Consider the following 12,601-nt stretch of genomic DNA (forward strand, 5'->3'; position numbering starts at 1 on the left):
GAGGTCGAGGGCTCAGGCGCGCTTGACGGCGACCAGCAGGCCGTCGCCGACGGGCAGCAGCGACGACACCAGCCGCTCGTCGCCCTTGACCGCGGCGAGCAGCTCGCGCACGGCGGTCGTCTGCTCGTCGCGCTGCGCCGGGTCGGCCACCGCGTCGAGCAGGCTGCCGTCGAAGGCCACCGCGCCGCCGACGCGCAGCAGGCGCAGCGCCTCGGTGAGGTAGGCCGTGTGCTCGGTCTTCTCGCCGTCGCAGAACACCAGGTCGTAGCCGCCGTCGGCCAGCCGGGGCAGGACGTCGAGCGCGCGGCCGGAGATGACCCGGGCGCGGTTGCCGGCGACGCCGGCGGCGGCGAAGGCCTCCTTGGCGGCGCGCTGGTGCTCGGGCTCGACGTCGACGGTGGTGAGGATGCCGTCGGGCCGCATGCCCTGCAGCAGGGCGAGCCCGGAGACGCCGGTGCCGGTGCCGATCTCGACCACCGCCCGGGCGCCCAGGGCGGCGGCCAGCACGCGCAGGGCGGCGGCACCTCCGGGGCCGACCGGCACGCAGCCCAGCTCGGAGGCGCGGGCGCGCGCCTCGCGGAGCACGTCGTCCTCGCCGGCCCACGCCTCGCTGAACTCCCACGTCGTCTCGCGCACGGGTCGCAGCCTAGCCAGGCCGCCGGCACGGTCGGGGGCGACCCACGGGAACCCGCGCGGTGTGCGCGACCGTTGCCACTACGACGCCTCTGGTGGAGGCTGTCGGGAGCACCCGACGACGAGCACGACGAGCGAGCAGCGAGGGAGAGCGTGGTGGACGACCCGACCTGGGCCCCGCCGGACGGCGGCAGCACCTGGGTCGCCCCGAGCTGGGACTCGATCGTGCGCACGCACTCGGCCCGCGTCTACCGCCTCGCGCTGCGCCTCACCGGCGACCGGCACGAGGCCGAGGACCTCACCCAGGAGGTCTTCGTCCGGGTCTTCCGCTCGCTCTCGCGCTATTCGCCCGGCACGTTCGAGGGCTGGCTGCACCGCATCACGGTCAACCTGTTCCTCGACTCGGTGCGCCGCAAGTCGCGCGTGCGCTTCGACCCGCTGCCCGACGACGGCGACGACCGGCTGCCCGGCCGCGAGCCCGGGCCCGAGGCGCTGCTGGTCGACAGCGGGCTCGACCCCGACGTCGAGACCGCGCTCGCCGCGCTCTCGCCCGACTTCCGCGCCGCCGTCGTGCTGTGCGACATCGAGGGGCTGTCCTACGACGAGATCGCCGTGGCGCTCGGCGTGAAGCTGGGCACGGTGCGCAGCCGCATCTCGCGCGGGCGCGCCCAGCTGCGGGCGGCGCTGGCCCACCGCGACCCGGCCCGCGTGCGCGCGGCGCTGGAGGACGGCGCGCTCGCCGACGGCGGGGTGCTCGCATGACCGGCTTCGGCTCGCTCTCGCCGTTCGGCGGGCCGCACCTCGGCTCGCGCCTCGACGCGCTGGCCGACGGCCAGGTCGCCCACGACGAGCGCGACCGGCTGCTCGCCCACGTCGCCGGCTGCCCGTCGTGCCGCGCCGAGCTGCAGGCGGCGCGCGCGGTCAAGGCACAGCTCGGTCGCCTCGGCCAGCCCTGCGTGCCCTCCGACCTGACCTCGCGGCTGCTCTCGCTGCCCTCGGTCGCGGCCTGCGCGCCGGAACCCGAGCCCGTCGTGCCGTCCTCGCACCTGCGCCGGCCGCACGCGGGCGCCGCGTCCTTCGGCCTGCTGGTCGGAGCGGCCCTGCTCGTCGCTGTGCCGGCCATGAGCCCGAGCGGCGGCTCCGCCTCAGGCGCCCGCGCCACCACCCGGGCACCGCGCCCGCCGGCGACCCGGCCGAGCGTCCCGAGCACCGAGTCCGACGCCGCCGCGCGCCGGGCCGCCCGCACGGCGCCGACCCGGTCGAGCGCCGAGTCGCGCATCGCTGCGGCGCTCTCCGACCCCACCGCCGCCGAGCTCTCGTTCCCGCTCGGCCGCGCGGCGGTGACGCGGTCGGCGCGTCACGGCGGTGCGGCCTCCGAGCCCATCGAGCGGCTGAGCGCCCCGCTCCCGCTGCTCGCCGCGACGCTCCAGCGCTGAGGCAGGCCCTGCCGGTCGTGCGGGCGTGGTGGTGCGTGCCCGCGCCCGGGTGACGAGAATGGCCGGGCCGGGTATGCCGGTGACCACGCAGACGACGCGCGACCCCGACCCGCCCCCCTACCGGGAGGCGACGACGGCCTGAGAAGCCCAGGAGCGACACGACCCATGAGCGACGAGCGGCCCGAAGGCGCGTGGTGGGCGCAACCCGGTGACGACCCGTGGGCGGTGCGCCAGCCGGAGGAGATCCGCTCCGACGACTGGCCGACCGGGCCGGTCGAGGGCACGGGCCAGCAGCAGCCGTACGCGCCGCAGCAGCCCCAGCAGCCGTACGCACAGCAGCAGCCGTACGGCCAGCAGCCGCAGCAGCCCCCGCCGGGCTGGGGCGGCCAGCAGGCCGCGTACCCGCCGGTCGACCCGTACTTCCGCCCGCCGGGCGAGCAGCTGCGCCGCCCGGGCGACGCGCCGTTCAGCTCGCCCTACGCGCCGCCCTACACCAGCCCGCACTTCCCGCCGCCGCCGCAGCAGCCGCGCGACGTCCTCGTCGCCGCCGAGGGCCGGCCGGCGCGGTCGTCGCGCCGCGCACCCCTGATCGTCGCGCTCGCTGCGCTGATCGCCCTGCTGGGCGGCGCGGTCGGCGGCGTCATCGGCTGGGGCCTCGCCGACGACGGCGGCGACGACGTCGTGACGGGCACGAGCAGCCTGCCCGTCACCCCGCGCGGCAGCCAGCAGCGCCCGCAGGGCAGCGTGCCGGCCGTCGCGGCCCAGCTGCTGCAGCGGGTGGTGTCGATCCAGGTCGAGCAGGGCTCGGGCTCCGGCTTCGTGATCCGCCCCGACGGCTACATCCTGACCAACAACCACGTGGTCGCCTCCGCGATCGGCGGCGGCGAGGTGCGCGTGGTGTTCCAGGACGGGCGCGGCTTCGACGCGCGCATCGTCGGCGCCGACTCGAGCTACGACCTCGCCGTCATCAAGGTGGACGCGAGCGCGCTGCCGACCGTGGCCTTCGGCGACTCCGCGGCCGCGGTGGTCGGCGACCCGGTCATCGCGGTGGGCTCGCCGCTCGGGCTCTCGGGCACGGTGACCACCGGCATCGTCAGCGCCCTCGACCGTCCGGTGACCGCAGGGGAGTCGGGCGCCTCGGGGGGCTGCGGCGCCAAGGACGCGTCCTACTACAGCGCGATCCAGACCGACGCCGCGATCAACCCGGGCAACTCGGGCGGCCCGCTGGTCAACTACAGCGGCCAGGTCATCGGCGTCAACAGCGCCATCTCGACGCTGAGCAGCTCCAGCAGCGGCGGGCAGTCGGGCAGCATCGGGCTCGGGTTCGCCATCCCGAGCAACCAGGCCAAGCGCATCGCCGACGAGATCATCCGCACCGGCCACGCGGTGCACCCGGTGATCGGTGTCTCGCTGGACTGCACCTACGACGACCCGGGTGCCCGCATCGGTGACGCGCGGACGACGGGGGGCACCCCCGGTGTCGAGCCCGGCGGACCGGCCGACAAGGCGGGCCTGCGCGAGGGCGACGTCATCACCGCCGTCGACGGCAAGCGGGTGGCCGACTCGCAGGAGCTCATCGTCGCGATCCGCGCGCACGTGCCCGGAGAGACCGTGAGCCTCGCCTACACGCGGGGCGGGCGCAGCCGCACCGTCGAGGTCACGCTGGGCCGCAGCAAGACCGGCTGATGCTGCGCGACCCGAGGGTGGGCCCGGCTGGCAGGAGCTAGTCTCGGAGGTGCACTCCGGCCTGCTCGGCCGGGGCACTCAGCACCGAGGAGCGGGCGATGTTCGGGATCAACGGCTGGGAGTTCGTCGTCCTGGCCGTGGTGGCCCTCGTGGTCATCGGCCCCGACAAGCTGCCTGGCTTCATCTCCGAGGCCGGCCGCATGGTGCGCCAGCTGCGCCGCATGGCCAGCGAGGCGCAGGCCGACGTCCGCGAGCACCTGGGCCCGGAGTTCGCCGACATCGACCTCAGCGAGCTCAACCCGCGCGCGTTCGTGCAGAAGCACCTGCTCGACGACGCGCTCGACGACGACCTGCGCAGCGCGTTCGACCTCGACGGCGACGCCCCGAGCAGCCGGTCCACCGGCGCGACCGCCCGCTCGTCGGGCTCGCCGGACCTGCGCAAGCGCGACGCACCCGACCTGCGCAAGCCCGGCGCTCCGGACCTCCGCAAGGACGACGCGCCCGACGCCTCGGCCTACGCCGACGGCGACGTCACCTGAGCGACCCCGCTGAGCGCCGCTAGGCGCTGACGGGGGTGAGCGAGAGCGGACGGCCGACGATCGAGCGCGGCGCCCGGCCCAGCCGCTGGGCGATCTCGCGCAGCGCCACCGACGCCGGAGCCGTCGGGTCGCCGACCGAGAGCGGCACGCCGCTGTCGCCGCCCTCGCGCAGCCGGCCGTCGAGCGGCACCTGGCCGAGCAGCGGCACCCGCGCGCCGAGCACGCCGGTCAGCGCGTCGGCGACCGTCTGCCCGCCGCCGGCGCCGAACACCTCGAGCCGGTGGTCGCGGCCCTCCTCGGTGCAGTGCGGGCACGGCAGGTAGGACATGTTCTCGATGACGCCCGCGACCCGCTGCGAGGTCTGCTTGGCGAGCGAGCCGGCGCGCTCGGCGACCTCGGCCGCGGCGAGCTGCGGGGTCGTGACGACGACGAGCTCGGCGGTCGGCAGCAGGTGCGCGGTGGAGATCGCGATGTCCCCGGTGCCGGGGGGCAGGTCGAGCAGGAGCACGTCGAGCTCGCCCCACTCGAAGTCGGTGAGGAACTGCTCGAGCGCGCGGTGCAGCTTGGGCCCGCGGAACGCCACCGGGGTGTTGCCCTGGACGAACATCCCCATGGACACGACCTTCACGCCCAGCGAGACGGGCGGCATGATCATGTCGCCGACCTTGGTCGGGCGGCCGGTGACGCCGAGCATGCGGGGGATCGAGAAGCCGTAGATGTCGGCGTCGAGCAGGCCGACCGCGAGCCCGTCGGCCGCCATCGCAGCGGCCAGGTTGGCCGTGACCGACGACTTGCCGACGCCGCCCTTGCCGCTGGCCACCGCGTAGACCCGCGTGCGCGAGCCCGGCTGCGAGAACGGCACCGCGCGCTCGGGCACCCCGCCGCGCAGCAGGGTCTTGAGGCCCGCGCGCTGCTCGTCGCTCATCACCCCGAGCGTCACGGCGACGTCCGCGACGCCCGGCACACCGCGTACGGCTGTGGTGACGTCGGTCGTGATGCGCTCGCGCATCGGGCAGCCGGTCGTCGTGAGCAGGATGTGGACGGCGACGGTCGCGCCGGTGACCTCGACCGCTCCCACCATGCCGATCTCGGTGATGGGCCGGCGGATCTCGGGGTCGATGACCCGGGCCAGCGCAGCGTGGACCTGCTCGACGGTGGGGCTCTGCATGAGGCGATGCTACGGCGCGTGCCGGGCGACGCGGACCGCTGCGTAGCACCTGGGCCGAACCGGTGACAAACGACAGCAGAGAGTGGTATTGCGGGTACGATGCGGCGATGCAGACATCGCCACCGGTGCAACGTGCTCCGGAGCGGTTGAGCTCGGGGGAGATCGCGGTCTGGCGCAAGTTCTTGCGCGCCCATGCCACCGTGGTGCGTCAGCTCGAGGCCGACCTGCTCGGAGCCCACTCGCTACCACTCGCGTCCTACGACGTGCTCGTGCAGCTCGTCGAGGCGCCCGAGCACAAGCTGCGCATGACCGAGCTGGCCGACGCCGTGCTGCTCTCGCGCAGCGGGCTGACCCGCCTGGTCGACCGGCTCGAGCGCGAGGGGCTCGTCACGCGCGAGGCCTGCGTGAGTGACGCCCGCGGGCTGTTCGCGGTGCTGACGCAGGCGGGCTACGACCGGCTGCGCAGCGCCACCGGCACGCACCTGCGCGGCGTGTCCGAGCTGGTCGTCTCCAAGCTCGACCCCGAGGACCTCGCGGCCCTCGACCGGGCGATGGACAAGCTGCTCAGCTGAAGCGCGGCACCACGCGCGCGACCTCGGCGAACGTCGTCTCGCCGCGGGCGGCCAGCTCGAGGGCGGCCGACCGCAGCGACCGGAACCCCTCCGCCTCGGCGGCCCGGGCGAGCGCGGCCTCGCTGGGGTCGCGCAGCAGCACACCGCGCAGCGTCGGCGTGATCTCGATGACCTCGTAGATGCCGCAGCGGCCCTTGTAGCCGGTGCCGCCGCACTGCGTGCAGCCCTCGCCCTTGCGCGGGGCCGCGACGGCCTGGAGCTCGACCGGCACACCCAGCGACTCGGCGAGCACCGGGTCGAGCGGCTCGGGGCGCGCGCAGCTGGTGCACACGCGGCGTACCAGTCGCTGCGCCACCACGCAGGTCAGCGACGAGGCGACGAGGAACGGCTCGATGCCCATGTCGACCATGCGGGTGATGGCCGCGACCGCCGAGTTGGTGTGCAGGGTCGAGAGCACGAGGTGGCCGGTCATCGACGCGGTCAGCGCCAGCTCGGCGGTCTCGGCGTCACGGACCTCGCCGACGAGGACCACGTCGGGGTCCTGGCGCAGGATCGAGCGCAGGCCCTTGGCGAAGGTCATGCCGGCCCGCTCGTTGGTCTGCGTCTGCGTGATGCCGGGGATCTGGATCTCGACCGGGTCCTCGAGCGTCACGATGTTGCGCGTCGGGTCGACGATCTCCGAGAGCGCGGCGTAGAGGGTCGAGGTCTTGCCCGAGCCGGTGGGGCCGGTGATGAGCACCAGGCCCTGCGGCTGCTGCATCGAGGCGCGGATCTTCGCCAGCTGCGGAGCAGACATGCCCATCGCGTCGAGCTGCTTGATCTGCTCGGCGCCCATCAGCAGACGGATGACGACCTTCTCGCCGTGGATCGAGGGCATGGTCGAGATGCGGGTGTCGACCGAGGTGCCGTCGACGCTGATGCGGGCGCGGCCGTCCTGCGGCACCCGGCGCTCGGCGATGTCGAGGCCCGAGGTGATCTTGATGCGGCTGACGACGGCCGGTGCCGCGCGGCGGGGCACGGTCATGACGTCGCGCAGCATGCCGTCGACGCGGTAGCGGATGCGCAGCACGTCGCGCTGGGGCTCGATGTGGATGTCGGAGGCACCGGCGCGCACGGCGTCGGAGAGCACCATGTTGACCAGGCGGACCGTCGGGGCGTCGTCGGGCGAGCCGCCGGTCTCCTGGGTGTCGTCGGTGTCGGGCGTGATGCCCTCGAGCACGTCGGCGACGACGACGTTGTCCTCCGACAGCGACCACGCGCGGTGCAGGTGCTCGCGCACCTGGCTCGAGGTCGCCACGAGCACGTCGAGGCGGGGAGCGTTGGTGTAGAGGCGTACGTCGTCGAGCGCCAGCACGTTGGTCGGGTCGGAGGTCGCGACCCGCAGCGCACCGTCGGGCGCGCGGTCGACGACGAGGACGCCCGTACGCTCCGCGACCGAGCGCGGCAGCGAGCGCGCGACCTCGGGGCTGACCACGACGGCGCCGAGGTCGACGACCTGGAGGCCGAGCACGTCGGCGAGAGCCTGGGCGACCTGGCGCTCCGAGGCGAAGCCGAGCTCGGTGATGATCTCGCCGAGCCGCTTGCGCTCGCCGGAGGCATCGGTCTTCTGCGCGCCGAGGGCGCGCTCGAGGTCGGCCTGCGTGAGCACGCCGGCCTCGACGAGCACGTCGCCGATGCGCTTGCGGGTCCCGCCGCCGTAGCCGTTCGCGCCGGCGTAGCTCGAGCTCGCTGCCGGTGCGGCAGCCGGTTGCTGGGTGGCCGGCTCCGGCGTCGAGCTGACCGCGTAGGGCAGGTCGGAGTAGGCGTGCCGTCCTCGTGACAGGGTCGACTCGTCGCGGGCCGTGGGAATGCTCACGCAGTCTCTTCGGAGCAGATCCGCTCCTGCTGTAGCCCGGGGCAGCGGTGTTCCTGTCCGGTGCCTCGCGCTCGCGGCACGTTCGGCAGCGGCATGGCTCAGGCAGGCGCGCGAGTGGTAGCAGATCGAGCCCGGCGGGAGCCGAGGTGCTACCGCTGGCGTGGAACTGCTACCGCTGGTGCCCGATGTGCCTGGTCGAGCTGCGCGCCCTCGGCTCCCGGGCATGTGGACGACGGGCGGTGCTCCGAGCGCCGGAGCCCGAGACTGACGCGATGACCCCCGGCCTGCTCGCCCTCGCCACCGCCCAGGGCGGTGTCTTCTCCGCCGCCGATGCCGGTGTGCACGGGTTCCCGCCCGACGAGGTAGCGCGGCTCGTGGCGGAGGGGAGGTGGGTGCGCCTCCGCCACGGCGTCTACTCCCTGCCCGACGAGGTCGACCCCACCGGTGCCCATCGCCTGGCGGTGCGCGCGGCGCAGCTGTGCGTGGCCCACGCCGTCGCGAGCCACTCGTCGGCGGCCCTGCTGCTCGGCATGGTCCTCCTCGAGCCGCCGTCGACGGTGACGCTGACCGCGGCCCGGGCCGACCACCGCAAGCGTCCGGGGCTGCACGTCCTGCGCGCACCGCTGCCGGACGAGCACGTGCGCGCCGACGGCCACGGCGTACCAGTCACCTCCGGAGCCCGCACGGCCATCGATCTCGCGCGCTCACTCCCGCTGCATGCCGCCGTGGTCGCCATGGACTCGGCACTGCGGCTGCGCCTCGCCACACCGGAGGCGCTCGACGAGGCGCTGCAGGCCGTACGCGGCTGGCGCGGTGCGCCCCAGGCGGTGCGCGCCGTACGCCTGGCTGACGGACGGTCCGAGTCGCCCGGCGAGACGCTCGCCCGCCTGGTGATGGCCGAGCTCGGCCTGCCGACGCCTGTTCCCCAGGGCGTCGTGCGCGGTGCGAGCGGGCGTCCGTACCGCGGTGACCTCGTCCTCGAGGAGCACCATGTCGTCGTCGAGTTCGACGGCTGGTCGAAGTACGCCGGCGACGGCTCGACCTCGGCCGCGGAGGTCCTGCGCGCGGAGAAGCGGCGAGAGGACGACCTGCGCGCGGCGGGCTACGAGTTCGTCCGGCTCGAGTGGCGCGACCTCCACGACCCGGGGCGGCTCGAGCACGTGGTGCGCGCGGCCCTGGAGCGCTCAGCCCGGCGTCATGGGCGCTGAGCGGTAGCAAGGGAGGGTCGGCGGTAGCCGAGGGGCTACCGCCGGGTCGTGGTTGCTACCGCTGAGGTCGGGGTTGCCACCGCTCGGCCGCGTCGGCTACCGCTGGGCCGCGTCGGCTACCGCTGGGCTGGCTCTCGGCAGGTGAGCGGTAGCAAGGGAGGGTCGGCGGTAGCCGAGGGGCTACCGCCGGGTCGTGGTTGCTACCGCTGAGGTCGGGGTTGCCACCGCTCGGCCGCGTCGGCTACCGCTGGGCTGGCGCTCGGCAGGTGAGCGGTAGCAAAGCGGTCCGGAGGTAGCCGAGGGGCTACCGCCGGGTCGTGGTTGCTACCGCTGGGGTCGAGGTTCCACCGCCGAGGTCGCGATAGGCGCGCTCACCCCCAGGCGGGCGACCAGGTGCCGAGGGCGGCGGAGAGGAGCGTCGCGCCGACGGCGACGACGAGGGACGCGGAGACGAGCACCAGGTCCGGACTGCCGAGCGGGGACGTGCGGGCGGAGGTGCGCGGGCGGCCGGAGTCGAAGCCGCGGGCGTCCATGGCCGTGGCCAGGCGGGTGCTGCGGCGGACGGCGGCGACGAGGAGCGCGAAGCAGCGGGCGGCGAAGGCGCGTACGACTGCGGCGGGGCTGCGCCGGTCGCCGAGGCCGCGGGCGCGGCGGGCCAGCCCGCTCATGCGCCACTCCTCCTGGAGCAGGGGCAGCAGGCGCAGGGCGGCGAGGGCGCCGTAGGCGAAGCGCGCCGGGGCGTGCAGCCGCTGGACGAGCGCGTCTGCGAGCTCGGTGGGGTCGACGAGACCGGCGTAGAGCGCGCCGGGCAGCGCCACCGCCAGCACGCGCAGCGCCATGGCGAGGCCGCGGTCCCACACCAGCCCTGCGCCCGGCGCGAGCAGGGCGGTGGAGAAGCCCACGCCGGCCGCCGCGACGAAGACCGGGACCGAGCGGCGGGCCGAGGTGGCCACCGGCAGCCCGGAGAGCAGCCACGCGAGGGCGGGCACGAGCAGCAGCACCGGCGTGACGGCGTCGCGGGCCAGCAGTGCGGCGAGTCCGACCACCGTGCAGGCGAGCAGGCCGGAGAGCGGGTTGACGCTCACCCGAGGACCAGCTCGCGCGCCGCCAGTGCACCGACGAGCGGCCGGTCGTGGGTGACCGCGGCGACAGAGCGGCCCTCCTCGAGCAGCGCCTGCAGCAGCCGCACGAGCTCGGCCCAGGTGCGCGCGTCCTGCCCGAAGCTCGGCTCGTCGAGCACCAGCACCTGAGGCGCGGCGGCCAGGACGGCGGCGACCGAGAGCCGGCGCTGCTCGCCCCCGGACAGCGTGTGCGGGTCGGCGGCGGCGAGCCGTGCCAGGCCGAGCCGCTCGAGCAGGTCGGTCGCCGTCGACGGGGCACCGCCCGCCAGCCGGACGCCGAGGGCGACCTCGTCGACGACGCGGCCGGTGACGAACTGCTGCTCGGGGCGCTGGAAGACGCTGCCGACCGCGCCGGCCAGCGCACTGGCGCGCCACGTGCACAGCGGACGGCGGTCGGCGCTCAGGGCCGGCGTCGCGCGTACGCTGCCCGCGCTCGGCCGCAGCAGGCCTCCGAGCGCCTGGGCGAAGGTGGTCTTGCCGACGCCGTTGCGGCCGGTGACCGCGACGGCCTCCCCGCGGTGGAGCACGAGCGAGACGTCCTCGGGTGAGGGCCGGGAAGCACCGCGGTGCCGGTGCGTCACGGACTCCGCCTGCAGGAGGGCCTCCCCGGCGGCGGGCGCGTGCCACGGCCACGACGGCTCGAAGCCCGGCACCCACACACGGTGCTCGGCCAGCCAGCGCCCGCGCTCGCCGGAGAGCACGGCGGCCGGCGGGCCGTCGGCCACGACGCCGGACGCGTCCAGGGCGACCACCCGGTCGACCAGGTCGAGCCAGGGCCCTGGCCGGTGCTCGACCATGACCAGCCCTGCGCCGGTGCGCTCGAGCACGCGACCGACCGCCGCGCGGGCCACAAGCACGCCGGCCGGGTCGAGGCTGGCGGTCGGCTCGTCGAGCAGCAGGAGTTCGGGCCGCAGGGCGACGACCCCCGCGAGGGCGAGGCGCTGCGCCTCGCCGCCGGAGAGCCCGGCGGTGGCGCGGGAGCGGCCGAGGGTGAACCCGACGTCGTCGAGCGCCTCGTCCACGCGCGGCCAGATCTCCGCCGGCTCGACGCCCCAGCACTCGGGCCCGAACGCGACGTCGTCACCGGCGCGCGCCATCACCAGGCTCGTGGCCGGGTCCTGCTGCACCAGCCCGGCGCGGCCGCGCGCTTCGCGGGCGTCGACGCCGTCGAGGGTGATGCGGCCCTCGGTCTCCTCGGCCGAGGACGGGTCGAGCAGCCCGGCGAGCGCGAGCAGGAGCGTGCTCTTGCCGGCCCCGGACGGGCCGACGAGCAGGACCTTCTCACCGGGCGCGACCTCGAGGTCCAGCTCGCGCACCGCCCAGGCCCGGCGGCCGGCGTGGCGCCAGCCCCAGCCCGTGACGGACACCTGCATGCGCTAGACCAGCTCGCGGCTGCGGCCGGCCGCGAAGGCGCCGAGGGCGCCGGTCGGCACCAGCGCGCGCAGCAGCCACCACGACAGGCCACCGGTCAGCACGGCGCCGGAGACGACGACGGCGACGACGTAGGTGAGCTTCCACGGGCCCGACCAGTCGGCGTAGTAGTAGACGAGGTCGAGCAGCGCGGCGCCCAGGCCCGCCGCCGCACCGGCGAGCGCGGAGGGCACGAGGCCCCAGCGCCGGTAGCGGAACGCGGCCCACACGGCCTCGGCGCACAGCCCCTGGACGAGCCCGTAGACGATCACCGGCGCGCCGAACGAGCTCGCCAGGAGGTACTCGAGGGTCGAGGCGACGAGCTCGGCGAAGACCGCGGCGCCCGGCTTGCGGACGACCAGCGGCACGAGCGCGCCCGGCAGGAACCACATGCCGTACATCACGGCCTGGCCGGGCGGGAAGCCCGAGAACGCCGGCGACACCGCGTTCCACAGCTGGGTCCACGCCCAGAAGACCACGCCGGACGCGACGGCCAGCACCGCCGCGGTGACGATGTCCACGGTGCGCCACGGTGCCCGGGGGCGGGTCAGGACGCCGAAGCAGACGAGCCCGGCGGCGACGAGCGCGACCACGGCGTCGATGACGCTCGCGGCGCGCGGCAGGTCGGTCGCCTCGGTGCCGAGGTAGCCGAGCACGGCGGCGACGGCGCCCACGGCGACAATGACCGTGCCGGCGCGCGCGGCGGCGCCGGACGGGCGGGACGGGCCGGACGGGTGGGTGGTGGACACGGTTCCTCCTGGACGCGGACGACGTAGGAGGAGAGGTGAAGGCATCTGACGAGCCACCGCGTGGCGCGGCCCGAGGGACGCGCCGCTCGGTGGAGATCCGACTCCCTGCGCCGGCATGACCCGGATCAGGTTCGAGGGTCTGTGGGTCGTCCCACACTCTCAGCGCTGCAGCGCTCCCCTGCGGTGGTGCGCTGCGAGATTACACCCGTGCGTACCCGTAAGAC

General features: G+C 75.3%; 12 protein-coding genes and 1 riboswitch. Of the genes, 6 read left to right on the forward strand and 6 right to left on the reverse strand.

Annotated features, from left to right (window positions below; all coding sequences use genetic code 11):
- Positions 1–12: 12 nt before the first annotated feature.
- Complete coding sequence (locus CLV35_RS13395) at positions 13–636, reverse strand: O-methyltransferase (protein ID WP_121194010.1); 624 nt, start codon at positions 634–636, stop codon at positions 13–15.
- A 153-nt stretch (positions 637–789) separates the two neighbouring features.
- On the opposite strand from CLV35_RS13395, the gene sigE reads away from it, so the two are divergent.
- From sigE to CLV35_RS13415, 4 genes are all read left to right on the forward strand, one after another.
- Complete coding sequence (gene sigE / locus CLV35_RS13400) at positions 790–1,395, forward strand: RNA polymerase sigma factor SigE (RefSeq protein ID WP_231121796.1); 606 nt, start codon at positions 790–792, stop codon at positions 1,393–1,395.
- Positions 1,392–2,069: an anti-sigma factor family protein gene (locus CLV35_RS13405; RefSeq protein WP_121194011.1), complete on the forward strand. Its 678-nt coding sequence runs from the start codon at positions 1,392–1,394 to the stop codon at positions 2,067–2,069. Before sigE ends, CLV35_RS13405 begins: the two co-directional genes overlap by 4 nt.
- A gap of 165 nt (positions 2,070–2,234) precedes the next feature.
- On the forward strand, positions 2,235–3,755 hold the full coding sequence (locus CLV35_RS13410; RefSeq protein WP_121194012.1) for a S1C family serine protease: 1,521 nt from the start codon (positions 2,235–2,237) through the stop codon (positions 3,753–3,755).
- A gap of 98 nt (positions 3,756–3,853) precedes the next feature.
- Positions 3,854–4,294, forward strand: a complete 441-nt coding sequence (locus tag CLV35_RS13415; protein WP_121194013.1) for a sec-independent translocase — start codon at positions 3,854–3,856, stop codon at positions 4,292–4,294.
- A gap of 19 nt (positions 4,295–4,313) precedes the next feature.
- On the opposite strand, the gene CLV35_RS13420 is transcribed toward CLV35_RS13415, so the two are convergent.
- The gene (locus CLV35_RS13420) at positions 4,314–5,462 is read right to left on the reverse strand and encodes an Mrp/NBP35 family ATP-binding protein (RefSeq protein WP_121194014.1); all 1,149 of its coding nucleotides are present in this window, start codon (positions 5,460–5,462) and stop codon (positions 4,314–4,316) included.
- A 107-nt stretch (positions 5,463–5,569) separates the two neighbouring features.
- Between CLV35_RS13420 and CLV35_RS13425 the strand changes: the two genes are divergently transcribed.
- Entirely contained in the window at positions 5,570–6,034 is a 465-nt protein-coding gene (locus CLV35_RS13425) for a MarR family winged helix-turn-helix transcriptional regulator (protein WP_121194015.1), read from the forward strand.
- Here the strand turns inward: CLV35_RS13425 and CLV35_RS13430 are convergent.
- Entirely contained in the window at positions 6,027–7,889 is a 1,863-nt protein-coding gene (locus tag CLV35_RS13430) for a GspE/PulE family protein (protein ID WP_231121797.1), read from the reverse strand. The genes CLV35_RS13425 and CLV35_RS13430 overlap by 8 nt on opposite strands.
- Positions 7,890–8,161: 272 nt before the next feature.
- Between CLV35_RS13430 and CLV35_RS19745 the strand changes: the two genes are divergently transcribed.
- On the forward strand, positions 8,162–9,097 hold the full coding sequence (locus CLV35_RS19745; RefSeq protein ID WP_183061968.1) for a type IV toxin-antitoxin system AbiEi family antitoxin domain-containing protein: 936 nt from the start codon (positions 8,162–8,164) through the stop codon (positions 9,095–9,097).
- 371 nt (positions 9,098–9,468) lie between these two features.
- On the opposite strand, the gene CLV35_RS13445 is transcribed toward CLV35_RS19745, so the two are convergent.
- Genes CLV35_RS13445 through CLV35_RS13455 form a run of 3 tightly spaced genes read right to left on the reverse strand, consistent with a single transcriptional unit; the run spans position 9,469 to position 12,377 of the window.
- Complete coding sequence (locus CLV35_RS13445; RefSeq protein ID WP_121194018.1) at positions 9,469–10,182, reverse strand: energy-coupling factor transporter transmembrane component T family protein; 714 nt, start codon at positions 10,180–10,182, stop codon at positions 9,469–9,471.
- Positions 10,179–11,591, reverse strand: coding sequence for an ABC transporter ATP-binding protein (locus tag CLV35_RS13450; protein ID WP_121194019.1), 1,413 nt, complete (start codon positions 11,589–11,591; stop codon positions 10,179–10,181). The genes CLV35_RS13445 and CLV35_RS13450 overlap by 4 nt, the downstream gene beginning before the upstream one ends.
- Before the next feature lie 3 nt (positions 11,592–11,594).
- Positions 11,595–12,377 carry an ECF transporter S component gene (locus tag CLV35_RS13455; RefSeq protein WP_231121798.1) on the reverse strand — a complete coding sequence of 261 codons (783 nt, stop codon included), beginning with the start codon at positions 12,375–12,377 and terminating at the stop codon, positions 11,595–11,597.
- Positions 12,378–12,461: 84 nt separating this feature from the next.
- Positions 12,462–12,567, reverse strand: a riboswitch (TPP riboswitch).
- Positions 12,568–12,601 lie beyond the last annotated feature (34 nt).

The organism is Motilibacter peucedani, from assembly GCF_003634695.1.
In the GTDB taxonomy this organism is placed as follows: domain Bacteria; phylum Actinomycetota; class Actinomycetes; order Motilibacterales; family Motilibacteraceae; genus Motilibacter; species Motilibacter peucedani.

Excerpts from the sequence above, each read along its gene's own strand:
- CLV35_RS13405 (WP_121194011.1), top strand. The coding sequence starts at position 1,392 with ATGACCGGCTTCGGCTCGCTCTCGCCGTTCGGCGGGCCGCACCTCGGC.
- CLV35_RS13410 (WP_121194012.1), top strand. The coding sequence starts at position 2,235 with ATGAGCGACGAGCGGCCCGAAGGCGCGTGGTGGGCGCAACCCGGTGAC.
- CLV35_RS13415 (WP_121194013.1), top strand. The coding sequence starts at position 3,854 with ATGTTCGGGATCAACGGCTGGGAGTTCGTCGTCCTGGCCGTGGTGGCC.
- CLV35_RS13420 (WP_121194014.1), bottom strand. The coding sequence starts at position 5,462 with ATGCAGAGCCCCACCGTCGAGCAGGTCCACGCTGCGCTGGCCCGGGTC.
- CLV35_RS13425 (WP_121194015.1), top strand. The coding sequence starts at position 5,570 with ATGCAGACATCGCCACCGGTGCAACGTGCTCCGGAGCGGTTGAGCTCG.
- CLV35_RS19745 (WP_183061968.1), top strand. The coding sequence starts at position 8,162 with ATGACCCCCGGCCTGCTCGCCCTCGCCACCGCCCAGGGCGGTGTCTTC.
- CLV35_RS13450 (WP_121194019.1), bottom strand. The coding sequence starts at position 11,591 with ATGCAGGTGTCCGTCACGGGCTGGGGCTGGCGCCACGCCGGCCGCCGG.